Consider the following 16,436-nt stretch of genomic DNA (forward strand, 5'->3'; position numbering starts at 1 on the left):
TAAATTAGCGGTCGACCATGCCGACCCTGCCGCCGCCTCCGCCGCCGATCGCCACCGCGAATCCGGTCGCTGCCAGGGCGGCAGGGACGGTGGCAAGGTCGGGCTTTTATCGCTACGACCTCGACGGGCTGCGCGGCATCGCGATCGCGCTCGTCGCGATGTTCCACGTCTGGTTCGGGCGGGTTTCCGGCGGCGTGGACGTGTTCCTGGCCCTGTCCGGGTTCTTCTTCGGCGGCAAGATTCTCCGCGCCGCGCTCGACCCGGCCGTTTCGCTGTCACCGATCGCGGAAGTGACGCGGCTGGTCCGCCGGCTGGTCCCCGCGCTGGTCGTCGTACTGGCCGGGTGCGCGTTGCTGACCATCCTGGTGCAACCGCAAACCCGCTGGGAGACGTTCGCCGACCAGAGCCTGGCCAGCCTCGGCTATTACCAGAACTGGGAGCTGGCCAACACCGCGGCGGATTATCTGCGCGCCGGTGAAGCCGTCAGCCCGTTGCAGCACATCTGGTCGATGTCAGTGCAGGGCCAGTTCTACATCGCCTTCCTGCTGCTGGTGGCCGGGTGCGCCTACCTGTTCAGGCGCCGGCTCGGCGCACACCTGCGGACCTTGTTCATCGTGCTGCTGACCGTGCTGACGGTGGCCTCGTTCGGGTACGCGATCGTCGCGCATCTCGACAACCAATCGATCGCCTACTACGACAGCTTCGCGCGGGCGTGGGAGCTGCTGCTGGGCGCGCTCCTCGGTGCGGTGGTGCCCTACGTCCGCTGGCCGATGTGGCTGCGCACCGCCGTCGCCGCCGTCGCACTGACGGCCGTCGTGTCGTGCGGCGCCCTGATCGACGGCGTCAGGGAATTCCCCGGCCCATGGGCGCTGGTCCCGGTCGGGGCCACCATGCTGATGATCCTCGCGGGGGCCAATCTGCACGGCCGGCTGCCGCTGCCGAATCGGCTGCTGGCGGCGGGGCCGCTTGTTGCCCTGGGTGCGATGGCGTACTCGCTGTATCTGTGGCACTGGCCGCTGCTCATCTTCTGGTTGTCCTATACCGGCCACAAGCACGCCGGCTTCGTCGAAGGCGCGGCCATATTGCTGGTGTCCGGGGTGCTGGCGCACCTAACCACCCGGCTGGTCGAGGACCCGCTGCGGTATCGGACCACGAGCGGCAGGCAAACCGACGTCGCCCCGGCGCTCCCCTGGCCGGCGCGGTTCGGCCGGCCGACGATCGCGCTGGGGTCCGCGGTGGTCCTGCTGGCCGTCACGCTCACCGCGACGTCGTTCACGTGGCGTCAGCACGTCACCGTCCTGCGCGCCGCGGGCAAGGAACTCAGCGTGCTCAACCCGCAGGACTATCCCGGCGCCCGCGCCCTCACCGAACGCGTGCGGGTCCCGGCGCTGCCGATGCGGCCCACGGTCTTGGAGGTCAAGCAAGACCTCCCGGTCTCGACCAGGGATGGGTGCATCAGTGACTTCGTCAACCCCGCGGTGGTCAACTGCACCTACGGCGACGAGGCGGCCACCCGGACCATCGCGCTGGCCGGCGGCTCGCACGCCGAACATTGGCTGCCCGCGCTGGACGTGCTCGGCCACGCGCACCACTTCAAGGTCGTGACCTATCTCAAGATGGGCTGCCCGTTGTCCACCGAGGAAGTCCCGTTGATCATGGGCAACAACGCGCCCTACCCGCAGTGCCGCGAGTGGGTCCAACGCACGATGAGCAAGCTGATCACCGACCGTCCCGACTACGTGTTCACGACAACGACGCGGCCGTGGAACATCAAGACCGGCGACGTGATGCCCGCCACCTACATCGGGATCTGGCAAACGTTGTCGGACAACAACATTCCGATCCTCGGCATCCGGGACACCCCGTGGCTGGTCAAGAACGGCCAACCGTTCGATCCGGCGGACTGCCTGGCCAAGGGCGGCAACGCGCAGTCGTGCGCGATCAAGCGTTCCGATGCGCTGGCCGAGCACAACCAGACCCTCGATTTCGTCACGCAGTTCCCGTTGCTCAAGGTGCTCGACATGTCGGACGCCATCTGCCGCGCAGATGTCTGCCGCCCGGTTGAAGGGAACGTGCTGATCTACCACGGCGCTCACCACCTGACCCCCACCTACATGCGGACGATGGCCCACGAGCTGGGCCGGCAGATCGCGGCGAACACCGGTTGGTGGTGAGGCAGCCGCACCCAGCGCTCGCGGATAAGGTCAAGGGATGCCGTCGAACAATCCACCCGCGACTTCGGGCGTCGCGGAACCCGATACGGAAGAGTCCGCACCTACCCTGCCCACCGTGTGGCCGGGCAACGCCTATCCGCTCGGGGCCGCCTATGACGGCGCGGGAACTAACTTTTCGCTGTTTTCCGAAATCGCCGACAAGGTCGAGCTGTGTCTGATCGACGCCAACGGCGGCGAGTCGCGCATCCCCCTGGACGAGGTCGACGGATACGTCTGGCACGCCTATCTGCCGAACATCACCCCGGGCCAGCGCTACGGCTTTCGCGTCTACGGGCCGTTCGATCCGGCCGCCGGCCACCGGTGCGACCCGAGCAAGCTGCTGCTCGACCCGTACGGGAAGGCTTTCCACGGCGATTTCACGTTCGGCCAGGCGCTGTACTCGTATGACATGAGCGCCGTCGACCCGGACACCAACGGGGTCGACACCGGCACGCCCCCGATGGTCGACTCGCTCGGCCACACGATGACCAGCGTGGTGAGCAACCCCTTTTTCGACTGGGGATCCGACCGGGCGCCGCTCACGCCGTATCACGAAACGGTCATCTACGAGGCCCATGTCAAGGGCATGACGCAGACCCATCCCGGTGTCCCCGAGGGGCTTCGGGGCACGTATGCCGGGCTGGCCCACCCGGTGGTCATCGAGCACCTCAAGTCGCTGAATGTCACGGCGCTGGAATTGATGCCGGTTCACCAGTTCATGCACGACTCGCGGCTGCTGGACCTGGGGCTGCGAAACTACTGGGGCTACAACACGTTCGGGTTCTTCGCCCCGCACAACCAGTACGCGTCCAACCGCGACGCCAGCGTCGCCGAATTCAAGACCATGGTGCGCAGCCTGCACGAAGCCGGCATCGAGGTCATTCTCGACGTGGTCTACAACCACACCGCCGAAGGCAATCACCTGGGGCCGACCATCAACTTCCGCGGCATCGACAACGCGGCCTACTACCGGCTGGTCGACGAGGACCTGCGGTTGTACAAGGATTTCACCGGCACCGGCAACAGCCTCAACGCCCGTCATCCGCATGTGCTGCAGCTGATCATGGACTCGCTGCGCTACTGGGTGACCGAGATGCACGTCGACGGGTTCCGGTTCGACCTGGCTTCCACGCTGGCCCGCGAGTTGCACGACGTCGACCGGCTGAGCGCGTTTTTCGATCTGGTGCAACAGGATCCGATCGTCAGCCAGGTCAAGCTGATCGCCGAGCCGTGGGATGTCGGCGAGGGCGGCTATCAGGTCGGCAATTTCCCGGGTTTGTGGACCGAGTGGAACGGGAAGTACCGGGATACTGTGCGTGACTACTGGCGGGGCGAGCCCGCAACCCTCGGCGAGTTCGCGTCCCGGCTGACCGGGTCGTCGGACCTCTACGAAGTCACCGGCCGGCGCCCCAGCGCAAGCATCAACTTCGTCACCGCCCACGACGGGTTCACCCTCAACGACCTGGTGTCCTACAACGAAAAGCACAACGAAGCCAACGGCGAGGACAATCGCGACGGGGAAAGCCACAACCGATCGTGGAACTGTGGCGTCGAGGGCCCCACCGACGACCCGGAGATCGTCGAGCTGCGTTGCCGCCAGATGCGCAACTTCTGGGCCACCCTGATGGTCAGCCAGGGCACGCCGATGATCGCGCATGGCGACGAGATTGGGCGGTCGCAGAACGGCAACAACAACGTCTACTGCCAGGACTCCGAATTGTCTTGGATGGATTGGTCTTTGGTCGACAAGAACGCCGACCTGCTGGCATTCGCGCGCAAGGCCACGACCCTGCGCAAGGACCATCCGGTGTTCCGCCGGCGCCGGTTCTTCGAGGGCGAGCTGATCCGAACCGGCGACGAGGTTCGCGATATCGCCTGGCTGACCCCGGGCGGGCGGGAGATGACCCACGAGGACTGGAATAAGAGCTTCCACCATCGCTGTGTGGCGGTGTTTCTCAACGGCGACGCCATCGCCGCGCCCGATGCCCGTGGCGAGCACGTGGTCGATGACTCGTTTCTGTTGTGCTTCAACGCCCACGACGACTACGTGGAGTTCGTCGCCCCGCACGACGACTACGCGCGCGAGTGGACCGTCGAGCTGGACACGAATCACCCCGCCGGCGACGCCGATTCGGTCGTGGCGGCCGAAGAGAAGTTCGAAGTGCCGGCCCGCTCGTTGCTGATCCTGCGTAAGACCGCCTGACGCATGGCTTTTCCGGTCCGGGCAACCTACCGGTTACAGCTGCGCGGTGAGTCCAGCGGATTCGGGTTCACCCTCGCCGACGCCGAGAACCTGCTGGACTACCTCGACGACCTCGGTGTCTCACATCTGTACCTGTCGCCGATCCTGACCGCGGCCCGGGGGTCCAGCCATGGATACGACGTCACCGACCCGACGAGCGTGTCGCCGGAGCTGGGCGGGCCCGACGGCCTCGCGCGGCTGTCCGCGGCGGCCCGCGCGCGCGGCATGGGCCTGGTCGTCGACATCGTGCCCAACCACGTCGGCATCGACAAACCCGAGCAGAACGCGTGGTGGTGGGACGTGCTGCGGCACGGCCGGTCCTCGCCGCACGCGCCATTCTTCGACATCGACTGGGACGTCGGCGACGGGCGAATCATCCTGCCGCTGTTGGGTTCCGACGACGACGCCACCGACCTGACCGTCGACGGGGAGCTGCTGCGACTGGGCCAGCTGGCCTTGCCTATCGCCCCCGGCACGGGCGGTGGCACCGGACCGGAGGTCCACGATCGCCAGCACTACCGGTTGGTCGGCTGGCGAAACGGGGTCTGTGGGTACCGCCGCTTCTTCTCGATCACGTCGCTGGCCGGCCTGCGGCAGGAAGACCGCGCGGTGTTCGAGGCCAGCCACGCCGAAGTCGCCCGCTGGTTCGAGGAGGGTCTGGTCGACGGCGTGCGCATCGACCATCCCGACGGGTTGTCCGATCCCTGTGGGTATTTGGCAAGGCTGCGCGACCTCGTCGGTCCGGACGCCTGGATCGTGATCGAAAAGATCCTCGCCGTCGACGAAGCGCTGGAACCCACGCTGCCGGTCGCCGGAACCACCGGCTACGACGCGCTGCGCGAGGTGGGCGGGGTCTTCATCGACCCCGCCGGGGCGCCCGCGCTCACGGCGCTCGTCGAATCGGCCGGTACGGACTATCACGCGATGCCGGAACTGTTGCGCGACCTCAAGATCCATGCGGCCACCGACACCCTGGCCAGCGAACTGGACAGGCTGCGGAGGTCCATCACGGCAGCGGCCGGCACCGATCATCCGCAGCTGCCCGAGGCGGTGACCGCCCTGCTCAGCCACATCGGGGTATACCGCTGCGACTACCCTGGCCTGGCCGCGATCCTGCCCACCGCGCTGGCCGAAACCCAAGCGGCGGCACCACAATTGGGGCCGGCGCTGCAGCTGATCGCCGCGGCGCTGGCCGCTGACGCAGAGCCTGCCACCCGCCTGCAGCAGCTGTGCGGCGCCGTGACCGCCAAGGCAACCGAGGACTGCCTGTTCTACCGCGACGCGCGACTGGTGTCGCTGAACGAGGTGGGCGGCGAGCCGCGTCGGTTCGGCGTGAGCGTCGCCGAGTTTCACCACCGCGCCGCCACCCGCGCTCGGACATGGCCGCAGGCGATGACAACGCTCACCACACACGACACCAAGCGCGGCGAGGACGTGCGGGCCCGCATCGGCGTGCTGTCGCAGGTGCCGTCGCTGTGGACCGAGTTTCTCGCCCGTTGGGAAATTGCGGCCCCCTCCCCGGATCCCGCGACCGGGCGATTCCTGTGGCAGAACATCTTCGGGGTCTGGCCGGTGGGCGGCGAGGTCACCGAAGAGCTGCGCGGTCGGCTGCACCGGTACGCCGAGAAGGCGATCCGGGAGGCCGGCCTACACACCTCGTGGAACGAGCCGGACCCGGCGTTCGAGGAGGAGGTGCACCGCTGGCTGGATACCGTGCTCGACGGGCCCGTGGCGCCCGCACTGACCGAGCTTGTCGCCCAACTCAATCCGCACGCCGCGAGCGACTCCCTGGGTCAGAAGCTGCTCGCCCTGACGGTGCCCGGCATCCCCGACGTCTACCAGGGCACCGAGCTGTGGGACGACAGCCTGGTGGACCCGGACAACCGCCGCCCGGTCGACTACGGAGCCCGCAGGGCCGCGCTGAAAGAGTTGCGGCACCCCAAGATTCGCGTCGTCACCGCGGCGCTGGCGCTGCGGCGCTCCCGGCCGGACAGTTTTCTGCGCGGCTCATACCTTCCCGTGCTGGCCGACGGCGAAGCCGGCGATCACGTGGTGGCGTTCCGCCGCGGCTGGGAAGGCCAGGACGTCCTGGTCGCGGTCACCCGCTGGACCGTGCGGCTGGCCGAAACCGGCTGGGGTAACACCGTCCTGCCGTTGCCCGAGGGCTCCTGGACCGACACCCTCACCGGCGCCATGGCCAGCGGGCCGACGTCGACCGCCGAATTGTTCGCGGACCTGCCCGTCGTCCTGCTGGAGCGCGACCATGAGTGAATTCCGCGTCTGGGCGCCCAAACCCGCGGAGGTGCGCCTCGACCTAAACGGCCCAGACGGCGAGGCGCACGCGATGACGCGCTCGGGTGACGGCTGGTGGCACACGTCGGTCGACACGGCGCCGGACGCCAGGTACGGGTTCCTGCTCGACGACGACCCCACCGTCCTGCCGGACCCCCGGTCGCCCCGCCAACCCGACGGGGTGCACGCCCGCTCGCAGCTGTGGGACGCTTCGGCGGCGGCCTGGACCGACGCCGCCTGGCCCGGCCGATCGGTCGAAGGCGCGGTGATCTACGAACTGCACGTCGGCACCTTCACCCGCGACGGCACCTTCGACGCCGCCGTCGAAAGGCTGGACTACCTGACCGATCTCGGTGTCGACTTCGTCGAGCTGATGCCCGTCAATTCCTTTGCCGGAACACACGGCTGGGGATATGACGGAGTGTTGTGGTACAGCGTGCACGAACCCTACGGCGGGCCCGACGGCCTGGTGCGCTTCGTCGACGCCTGCCACGCGCGCGGTCTGGGGGTATTGATCGACGCGGTGTTCAACCACTTCGGCCCCTCGGGCAACTACCTGCCCCGCTTCGGCCCCTACCTCTCGTCGGCCAGCAACCCGTGGGGGGAAGGCATCAACATCGCCGACGCCGACTCCGACGAGGTGCGCCGCTACATCATCGGATGCGCGCTGCGCTGGATGCGTGACTTCCACGCCGACGGCCTGCGGCTCGACGCGGTACACGCGCTGGTGGACACCACGGCCATCCACATCCTCGAGGAACTCGCCGCCGAAACCGACTGGCTGGCAAGGCAGCTGGGCCGCCCGCTGTCGCTGGTCGCCGAAAGCGATCTCAACGACCCGCGGCTGATCACCCCCCGCGACCGCAACGGTTACGGCATCACCGCGCAGTGGGATGACGACATCCACCACGCGATCCATACAGCGGTATCCGGTGAGCGGCAGGGCTACTACGCCGACTTCGGCTCGCTGGCCACGCTGGCGAAGGCCCTGCGCCGCGGGTACTTCCACGCCGGGACCTATTCGTCGTTTCGCCGGCGCCGGCACGGGCGGCCGCTGGATACTTCTGAGGGGTCCGGCATCCCCGCGACCAGGCTGCTCGCCTACACCTGCACCCACGATCAGGTGGGGAACCGGGCGCTCGGCGATCGCCCGTCGCAGGGCCTCACCGCCGGCCAGCTGGCCATCAAGGCCGCCCTGGTACTCGGCTCTCCCTACACCGCAATGCTTTTCATGGGTGAGGAGTGGGGCGCGTCGACGCCGTTCCAGTTTTTCAGCTCACACCCCGAACCGGAGTTGGCCCGGGCCACCGCCGAGGGCCGTAAAGCCGAGTTCGCCGAGCACGGCTGGGACGCCTCAACGAAAGGGGAGGTCCCCGACCCGCAGGACCCACAGACGTTTCTGCGCTCCAAGCTGAATTGGGACGAGGTCAGCTCCGGCGAGCATGCCCCCTTGCTGCGGCTCTATCGCGACCTGATCGCCCTGCGCCGCACCGAGGCCGACCTGGCCGACCCGTGGCTGGACCACCTCGCCGTCGACTACGACGAGGAGCAGGCCTGGATTGTGTTGCACCGCGGCCGGTTACGCATCGCGTGCAACCTAGGCGCTGGGCAGGTGACGGTGCCGGTCGCCGGTGACTTGGTGCTGGCGTGGGGCGAGCCGACGGTCGGTGGGGAAACCACAGAGCTGCCGGCGCATTCGCTTGCGATACTGCGGGTCGCCGGGTAGACGTCAAACGGGTTCGTCGTCGTCCGGACCGCGGAGGAATCGTTCGGGGTGATGAAACGCGTTGGTTCGGGGTTGGCCGCGATCGAGGTGTGCCGGCGGTAGCCATTCGGTGTGGCCTCGGGCGTTGGTGCGGGTGGTCCAACCCTTTTCGACGAGCCGGTTATCCGGGCCGCAGGCCAAGGTGAGATCCGTGATGTCGGTGCGACGCGTGGTGGTCCAGCCGCGGACGTGATGCACTTGGCTGTGATAGGCAGGGGCATCGCACCCCGGCCTACTACAGCCACGATCCTTGGCGTACAACATGATTCGCTGCGCCGGGGAGGCCAACCGCTTGGCGTGGTACAGCGCCAGCGGTTTGGCGTTATCGAAGAGCGCCAAGTAATGGTGAGCGTGGCTGGCCATGCGAATCACATCCGACATCGGAAGCAGCGAACCTCCACCGGTCACACCTTTGCCTGCGGCCGCCTCCAGTTGCTCGAGTGTGGCGGTCACGATGATCGACACCGGCAGCCCGTTGTGCTGGCCCAGCACGCCCGAGGCGAACAGGGCGCGCAGCGCAGCCAGCAAGGCGTCATGGTTGCGTTGGGCTTGGGACCGGCCGTCGCGGCGCACCGCATCCTCGTCGGGTTCCTGGTCGACGACAGGGATTTCGTCCTCGGGGTTGCAGGTGCCCGGAGCGGCCAGCTTGGCCAGCATGGCCTCGATGGCCGCCCGCAATTCCGGGGTGACCATGCCGCTCAGGCGTGACATGCCGTCGAATTCCTGCCTGCCCAAACTGATGCCCCGCTTGCGGGCGCGTTCGGCGTCGCTGAACTCCCCGTCGGGGTTAAGCCAATCCATGATCCGCTGGGCGTATCGGGCCAACTCATCGGGGCGATAGTGGCTGGCCTGCTCCGCCAGATCGGCATCGGCGGCCTCGCAGGTGCACACGTCCACCTCGGCGGGCAAGTGGGCGAAGAAGTCGCGGATCACCCGCACGTGCCCGTCGCCGATCAGCCCCGCCCGCTGGGCGCTCGCGGTCGCACTCAATCGCGGCGCCAACGGCTCCCCGGTCAACGCCCGCCGCGGCCCGAGATCTTGGGCTTCCGCGACGCGCCGCGCCGCCTCGGCCTTCGTGATGCGCAGCCGGTCGCCCAGCACCGAACGCAGCGTGCCGCCCAATTCTTCCGGGCCGGCTTGGGCGCCAAGCTGATTGATCAGAGTGTGCTGCGGGGCCCGCAGCCGGCGGGCCGCCGATTCGAGGCTTTCCAGGGCCCGCAATCGTTCCGGGGTGGTCAACACGTCAAAAGACAACTCGCCCAGACGCTCCAGATCGGTCTTGAGCGCGTCGAAGACCTCGACGATCTCCTCGCGACTACTCGAACCCATGCCCCAAACACTACGAAGGCCCACCGACAAGAAACGCCGTCCGGTGACCACTGAAACCAGAGTGGCACAAGGGATTACACGCTGGAGCGTCCGGTTCCGCGCACCGCCGCGGCGACGGCATCGGCGAGCGGTTCGATCTCGTCGGCGGCGAGGTCCGCGATCGTGATACGCATGCCCGGCCCGCTGCGAATGCGAAACCGCGTGCCCGGCGCCGCCGCCCAGCCCGCGCCCAGCAGCCGGGTGATCGCGACGGTCTCGTCCGGGACCGGGATCCACACGTTCAGCCCGGACCGGCCGAAAGCGGTGACCCCCCGCTCGGCCAGGGCGGTGCGCAATCGCGTGCGCGTGGAGGCGTATCGCTCTTCGGCCTTGGCGATGAGCCGCGTCGCGGCCTCGTCCGACCATAGGCCGGCCGCCAGCGCCTGCAGGATGTGGCTCACCCAGCCCGGCCCGAGCCGCAGCCGGCCGTGCACCCGCTCGACGGTGCGGTGGTCCCCGGCCAGGACAGCCACCCGCAGGTCGGGGCCGTACGCCTTGGACGCCGAGCGCACGAAGGCCCAACGGCTGGTCGACCCGGCCAGGGTGTGCAGCGGGGCGCCGGAGATGCCCGCGCAGTGATCGTCCTCGACCAGCAGCAGGTCATCGGATCGGTCGGACAGCACGCCGCACAGCGCGTCCGTGCGATCCGCTGACAGCGCCGCACCCGTCGGGTTCTGCGCGCGATTGGTGACCACCAGCGCGCGCACCCCGCGATCCAGCGCCCGGGTGACGTCGGCCACCAGCGGCCCGCCGTCGTCGACCCGCACCGGCTCGGCCGAAAGCCCCAGCGCCGCAAGCAGATCCAACAGATTGGCCCAGCCGGGATCCTCGACGGCCACCCGATCGCCGGGGCGCAGGTGCGCGGTGAGCGCCCGCTCGATGCCGTCCAGTGCGCCGCTGGTCACCGCGAGATGTCCGGCCGGAACGCCGTCGGCGCCCAGCGCCGCGCGGGCGTGGTCGACCAGGTCGGGCGACATGGCCGGTTCGCCGTAGAGCACCGGGCGGACGACGGGAGCGGGGGCCGCTGCGATGGGCAGTAGGGCGGGGTCCGGGTTGCCGGTCGACAGATCGCGAACCCCGGCGGGAACGTCGAGCCCGAGCAGGGAGCGCGGGGTGGTCGCGGGGCGGTGGCGCACCCGCGTGCCGCGCCGGCCCGCGGTCTCGACGGCGCCGCGATCGCGCAGCAGGCGGTAGGCGGCGGCGGCGGTATTCGGGTTCACACCGAGCCGGGCGGCCAGGTCGCGGATCGGCGGCAGCGCGTCGCCGGGCGCCAGCCTGCCCGTCGAGATCGCCTCTTCCACGTCGGCGGCTATGGATTCCGCGCCCGACCCCGCTATGCTGTATTGCACTGGCACAGTTGATATTATGTACTATTACAATCGCAGAGGCAATCCATTGGACTACCGCCCCACCCCGCGCACCACGCCCACCCGCTACCGGGAACGCGCCCGCTACGACCGCGACACCGTGCACCGGATCCTGGACGAGTCCCTGATCTGTCACCTCGGCTACCTCAGCGCCGGGCGGCCGGTGGTCCTGCCCACGACGCATGCCCGCCACGGCGAAACCCTCTACCTGCATGGTTCCACCGGCAGCGGCCCGATGCTGGCCGCCATGGCGGTCAATAGACCGGCGTCGGGCCTGCCCGTCTGCGTCACCGCCACGCTGGTCGACGGGCTGGTGCTGGCCCGCTCGGCGTTACATCATTCGCTGATGTATCGCTCGGTCGTGGTGGTGGGTGATGCGCGGGTGGTCGACGATCCGGAGGAGAAGCGGCGGGCCCTGGGATCGCTGCTCGATCACATCGCGCCGGGGCGCGCCGCCGACTGCAGGCCCCCGAACGCGCGCGAGCTCGCCGCGACGTCCGTGCTCGCGCTCGACCTCGTCGAGGTCTCCGCCAAGGTGCGCCGCGGCGGGCCCGCCGACGAGCCGGAGGATTTGCCGCTGCCGCACTGGGCCGGGGTGCTGCCGCTGAGCCTGTCGGCCGGAAAGCCGGTTCCGGACGACGACCTTGATCCCGCTACCCCGCTGCCGCCGTACCTGGCGGCCTACTCGCGCTAGCCGCCGGTCTACAGCAGGTACCGGTAAGCGGGCGAATCCGGCTGCAGAGTCTCGACGTGGATGTCGGTCGCCCGAATCCGGGCCAGCAGGCCGTCGAGGTCCGCGGACGATCCCAGCTGGATGCCGACGAGTGCCTCACCGGTCTCGCGGTTGTTGCGCTTGACGTACTCGAACAAGGTGATGTCGTCGTTGGGCCCGAGCACCTCGTCGAGGAACCGGCGCAGCGCACCAGGCTCCTGCGGGAAGTCCACCAGGAAGTAGTGCTTGAGGCCGAGGTGCACCAGCGAGCGCTCGAGCACCTCACCGTAGCGCGAGACGTCGTTGTTGCCGCCCGAGATCAGGCACACGACGGTGGAGCCCGGCTCGACGTCGGCTTCCAGCAGGCCGGCCACCGACAGCGCGCCGGCCGGCTCCGCGATGATGCCCTCGTTCTGGTAGAGGTCGAGCATCGCGGTGCACACGGCGCCCTCGTCGATCGTCGTGATCGACACCATGTCACCGGCGGCGGCCAGCGCGGCGTAGGTCAGCGTTCCCGCCCGCTTGACCGCCGCGCCGTCGACGAACTGGTCGACGTGGTCCAGCGTCACCGGCTCGCCGGCGGCCAGCGCGGCCATCATCGCGGCGGCTCCGGCGGGCTCGATGCCCAACACCGCGGTGTTCGCGGTCCGCTCGGCCAGGTACGTGGTGATGCCGGCGATGCAACCGCCGCCGCCGACCGGGACCACTACCAGGTCGGGCTCCCCCACACCAAGGGCGTCGAGTTGCGAAAGCAGCTCGACGGCGATGGTGCCCTGGCCGGCGATGGTGCGCAGATCGTCGAACGGCGGCACCAGCGTGGCGCCGGTGCTCTCCACGTCGGCCAGCGCCGCCTCGGCGGCCAGGTCGTAGGTCCGTCCCCCGACGATCAGCTCGATGAACTCTCCGCCGTGGTAGCGGATCCGGTCGAGCTTCTGCCGGGGCGTCTTCGCCGGCACGTAGACGCGGCCGCGCACACCCAGCGCCCGGCACGCGTACGCGAAGCCCTGCGCGTGGTTACCCGCCGAGGAGCACACCACGCCGGCCGCCGTCTCCTCGGCCGACAGCTGCACCAGCAGGTTGTAGGCGCCGCGCAGCTTGTAGGAGCGCACGGTTTGCAGGTCTTCGCGCTTCAGGTAGACCTGCGCGCCGGTGATCGCCGACAGCCGATCACTGCGCTGCAACGGGGTGGGCGTGACCACCGGCGAGATCCGCTTGGCCGCGGCGTCGATGTCGGCCGCGGACAGCGGCGACTCGCTCGGGCTCTGACTCAGTTCAGCGGACACCGGTCAATCGTGCCATGTCGCGCCCTCAACCTGCGAAAGCGGCTCAGTTCACCGGCGTCAGCACGAACACCGGAATCTGGCGTTCGGTCTTTTTCTGGTACTCGGCGTAGTCGGGCCAGGCCTCGACGGCGCGCTCCCACCAGGTGGCTTTTTCCTCGCCGAACACCTCGCGGGCGTCGTAGTCGCGCGTGACGGCGCCGTCCTGCAGCTCGACGCGCGGGTTCTTGACGATGTTGTGGTACCAGACCGGGTTCTTCGGGGCCCCGCCGAGCGAGGCGACGACGGCGTACTCGCCGTTGTGCTCGACCCGCATCAACGGGGTCTTGCGGAGTTTGCCGGTCTTGGCGCCGACGGTGGTCAGCAGAATGATGGGCTTGCCCTTCATGTCCGCCGCATCCTGTCCGCCGGATTCGGCATACTTGTCGGCTTGTTCGCGGGACCAATCCCATGGGCTGGGTGCGTATTCACCTGAAAGCGGCATGTCCCTCACCTTACGGCTGAGCGAAGGGACGCAGATGACGCCGGGTCTGGTGATCCGGTGCGCCGGCCTCGCCGTCGCGGTGCCGGCCCTTCGTGTAGTCGCCTTCCCAATCCAGTCGCTCGCCACCGGCGACGTCCGCCGCCGCCTGGATCCGCCCCGCGTCGTCGCGGGAGCGAAGGAAGAGCTCGTGCTTGCGCCGCAGCTCCTCGTCGGACTCGATGCGCCGAAGCTCGGGGGCGAATTCCTCGAGCTCGGCCCGGCGTTGCGGAACGATCATGCCGATCGGCTCGTCGACCTCGAACCGCACCGGCATCAGCTTGCGGGTGAATTTCCAGCTCATGCTGAAACTCGCACTCGCCCAGTCGGTTTCGACGACGCCCTCCAACGGGGACACGGCGTCCTTCGGATAGTTCGCCGGCCCGCGGACCAACAGGTTGTATCCGGGAGGGGTGCGGAACAGCATCGGCAGGTGCCACGTCAGGATGCCGTTACCGAAATGGCTGGACGGCAGGAACTGGCCGGGCTCGCGACTATCGGGTGCGACCAGCACGTCCACGCCGCCCTGATCCATCCAGGTGGCCGTGAACGCGCACGGATTGCGCAGCTCCCAACCGCTCTGGTTGGCGATGAGCATCGGCAGACACCGGCTGGGCCAACCGATCCGCCGCTCCGACATCTCCGACATCCACGTCCGCGTGATCGGCGCCGGGCCGATCGGGGGTGCGTTGTCCCGCGTGATGAACCCGATCAGCGGGCGGCCCTGCGCGTCGGATTTGTCAGACGTTGGAAATCCCCTCAATAAGCACGGGCGGCAGTCTAGCGCTGGGGGCTCGTTAGCGCGTCCTGGCGAGCTCGGCGATGGCGTTGACCCGCCGGATGGCCGTCGCGATCTCGTCCGCGAACTGCCGCCGCCGCTCCGCGATGTCCGGGTACTCGAAGCCGTCCACCAGCTCGCGATGCCGCGCCAGGCGCAACGCGGTCTTGAACAACTCCATCGACCTCGACTCGGCGCTGGCGATGCGGCGCTGCAGCTCCCACTGCTTGCCCACCTCGAGGCACTCGGTGAGGAACGCCTGCTCGTCGAACGATTCGTCCTCGTGGGAGGCCAGCCGGTCGGCGACGATGTGGTACGCGTCCAGGAAGGGGCGCAGCACTAGATGCGCGAGCAGCAGGTCCGCCCGCTCCAGCAGCCGCCGCACCTGGGCCGAGCTCGCGGGCTTGGTGGTGTCTTCCACCGGCCCGATCAGGCGTACCTCGTCGGCGAGGTCCTTCTCGAACTGCGCGCGGGCCGAGAACAAGAACTCGAACTTGAGCAGCTCGCGAAGGCTCAGCGCCTCGTCGCGCACGGACGCCGGTGCGACCAGGCCATCCTCCGACATTTCCGACGCGGCCAGCAGCGCGGTCTCGGCGATGGCGCGGTCGACCAGGATGTGGATGGCGGTGTTGCGGTAGAACGCGGCGACCAGGTGCTGGTCCTCGCCGATGCCCCAGACCGGTTCGGTGCCCGCGTCGTAGACGCTGACGACGCCGGAGGCGACCAGCTGGTGCAGGGTCCACCGGATCGTGGAGCGGTTCGTCAGGTCGGCGGCGCCGGCCACCGCCCAGTTCCGCGCCGCGATGTAGCTCGCCAGGGGCCGCACGGTGGCCAGCACCTCGCTGATGGACAGCGACCGGTCCGCACCCAGCAACGCGAGGCTCACCACCGCGGTGGGCGTGACCGGCGTGGCGCGGTTGATCCGGTGCTCGACGTCCAGCGCGATCCGTTCGATCTCCGTCCCGGCGCCGGATTCCTCGGCACGCAATTCCTCGAGGCGCTTGCGCAGCGGCAGCGGTTCGCCGAAATCCAGGTAGGCGCGGCCCAGGCGCTCCCCTTGCTGTCTGGCCAGCCGGATCAGGAAGCGGAAGTCTTCGGGCCGCTTCGTCGCGCCGTAGGCCTCGGTGGTCATGGCCTCCACCTCGTGCAGTTGGTCATACACGATGGAGGTCGGCACCAAATACACCTCGGGACCGTCGATTTCGTCGACGGCGTCGCTGATGTAGCGCAGGATTCCGAACACCGGGGGCCGCAGCTTGCCGGTCCTGGTCCGGCCGCCTTCGATCGACCAGGTCAGGTTGGCGTGGTTTTGCACCAGCTGCGCGGCGTAGGCGCGCAGCACGAAGCGGTAGACGGGAATGTCTTTGGTCTGCCGCCGGATGAAGATCGCCCCGGTGCGCTTGGCCCAGGCGCCCATCGGGAAGAAGTTCAGGTTCGCGCCGCCGAACGTCAGCGCGGGCGAGAGCCGGTTGGCCTGGATCACCTCCGGCAACAGCATGCCGTCCAGATACGAGCGATGCGAAAAGGCAAATGCCAGCGTCGCTTTGCGATCCAGCTTGCGCAGCGCCGCGATCTGATCCTCGTCGACGAGAATGTCGTAGGCCCGCATCAGCCAGCAGGAGAAGCTGCGCCAGGCCCGTACCGCCCGCTCCTCCAGCGAGGCCGACATCTCGCGCAGGTAGCCCGCGGCCTCCGCGCGCACGCCGGCCGGGTCGCGGCCGAGCTCGTCGGCCAGCTTGTCGAGGCGCTCGACATACCACGGCGCGGCCAACAGCTGAACGACCTCGGCCGCGTCGGTCGACAACGGCGTCGCCGATTCTTCGAGTATTCCGGTGCGTTGTAGCAACTTTCGCGCCCCGACGCGGCCGAGCTCGCGCGCCGTCGCCATCCGTCCCCCGC

Annotated in this window: 11 protein-coding genes; 5 read left to right on the top strand and 6 right to left on the bottom strand. The window is 68.7% G+C overall.

Annotated features, from left to right (window positions below):
- Nucleotides 1–17 precede the first annotated feature (17 nt).
- From A5747_RS07080 to treZ, 4 genes are read left to right on the top strand one after another with little or no spacing between them, the layout of a single operon-like run.
- The gene (locus A5747_RS07080) at nucleotides 18–2,174 is read left to right on the top strand and encodes an acyltransferase family protein (RefSeq protein ID WP_076122946.1); all 2,157 of its coding nucleotides are present in this window, start codon (nucleotides 18–20) and stop codon (nucleotides 2,172–2,174) included.
- Nucleotides 2,175–2,211: 37 nt separating this feature from the next.
- Nucleotides 2,212–4,416, top strand: coding sequence for a glycogen debranching protein GlgX (gene glgX, locus A5747_RS07085; RefSeq protein ID WP_076122947.1), 2,205 nt, complete (start codon nucleotides 2,212–2,214; stop codon nucleotides 4,414–4,416).
- Nucleotides 4,417–4,419: 3 nt separating this feature from the next.
- Nucleotides 4,420–6,726 (top strand): malto-oligosyltrehalose synthase, encoded by a 2,307-nt coding sequence (gene treY, locus A5747_RS07090; protein ID WP_076122948.1) that lies wholly within the window; start codon nucleotides 4,420–4,422, stop codon nucleotides 6,724–6,726.
- A complete protein-coding gene (treZ, locus tag A5747_RS07095; protein WP_076122949.1) occupies nucleotides 6,719–8,473 on the top strand; it encodes a malto-oligosyltrehalose trehalohydrolase in 1,755 nt (584 codons plus the stop codon). Before treY ends, treZ begins: the two co-directional genes overlap by 8 nt.
- A gap of 3 nt (nucleotides 8,474–8,476) precedes the next feature.
- Here the strand turns inward: treZ and A5747_RS07100 are convergent, their stop codons facing one another.
- Nucleotides 8,477–9,841: an HNH endonuclease signature motif containing protein gene (locus tag A5747_RS07100; protein ID WP_083700203.1), complete on the bottom strand. Its 1,365-nt coding sequence runs from the start codon at nucleotides 9,839–9,841 to the stop codon at nucleotides 8,477–8,479.
- A gap of 74 nt (nucleotides 9,842–9,915) precedes the next feature.
- On the bottom strand, nucleotides 9,916–11,235 hold the full coding sequence (locus tag A5747_RS07105; RefSeq protein ID WP_076122951.1) for an aminotransferase class I/II-fold pyridoxal phosphate-dependent enzyme: 1,320 nt from the start codon (nucleotides 11,233–11,235) through the stop codon (nucleotides 9,916–9,918).
- A gap of 10 nt (nucleotides 11,236–11,245) precedes the next feature.
- Between A5747_RS07105 and A5747_RS07110 the strand changes: the two genes are divergently transcribed.
- On the top strand, nucleotides 11,246–11,941 hold the full coding sequence (locus tag A5747_RS07110; protein WP_076122952.1) for a pyridoxamine 5'-phosphate oxidase family protein: 696 nt from the start codon (nucleotides 11,246–11,248) through the stop codon (nucleotides 11,939–11,941).
- 8 nt (nucleotides 11,942–11,949) lie between these two features.
- Here A5747_RS07110 and ilvA read toward each other — a convergent pair whose 3' ends face one another.
- The 4 genes from ilvA to A5747_RS07130 are packed head-to-tail and all read right to left on the bottom strand — an operon-like array spanning nucleotide 11,950 to nucleotide 16,425.
- Nucleotides 11,950–13,242 carry a threonine ammonia-lyase gene (ilvA, locus tag A5747_RS07115; RefSeq protein ID WP_076122953.1) on the bottom strand — a complete coding sequence of 431 codons (1,293 nt, stop codon included), beginning with the start codon at nucleotides 13,240–13,242 and terminating at the stop codon, nucleotides 11,950–11,952.
- A gap of 43 nt (nucleotides 13,243–13,285) precedes the next feature.
- Nucleotides 13,286–13,723 carry a nitroreductase family deazaflavin-dependent oxidoreductase gene (locus tag A5747_RS07120; protein ID WP_076061976.1) on the bottom strand — a complete coding sequence of 146 codons (438 nt, stop codon included), beginning with the start codon at nucleotides 13,721–13,723 and terminating at the stop codon, nucleotides 13,286–13,288.
- A gap of 10 nt (nucleotides 13,724–13,733) precedes the next feature.
- Nucleotides 13,734–14,522, bottom strand: a complete 789-nt coding sequence (locus A5747_RS07125) for a DUF6065 family protein (RefSeq protein WP_076122954.1) — start codon at nucleotides 14,520–14,522, stop codon at nucleotides 13,734–13,736.
- A 34-nt stretch (nucleotides 14,523–14,556) separates the two neighbouring features.
- Nucleotides 14,557–16,425, bottom strand: coding sequence for a lysophospholipid acyltransferase (locus A5747_RS07130; protein WP_142245479.1), 1,869 nt, complete (start codon nucleotides 16,423–16,425; stop codon nucleotides 14,557–14,559).
- Nucleotides 16,426–16,436 lie beyond the last annotated feature (11 nt).

Source organism: Mycobacterium sp. IS-836 (assembly GCF_001954275.1).
In the GTDB taxonomy this organism is placed as follows: domain Bacteria; phylum Actinomycetota; class Actinomycetes; order Mycobacteriales; family Mycobacteriaceae; genus Mycobacterium.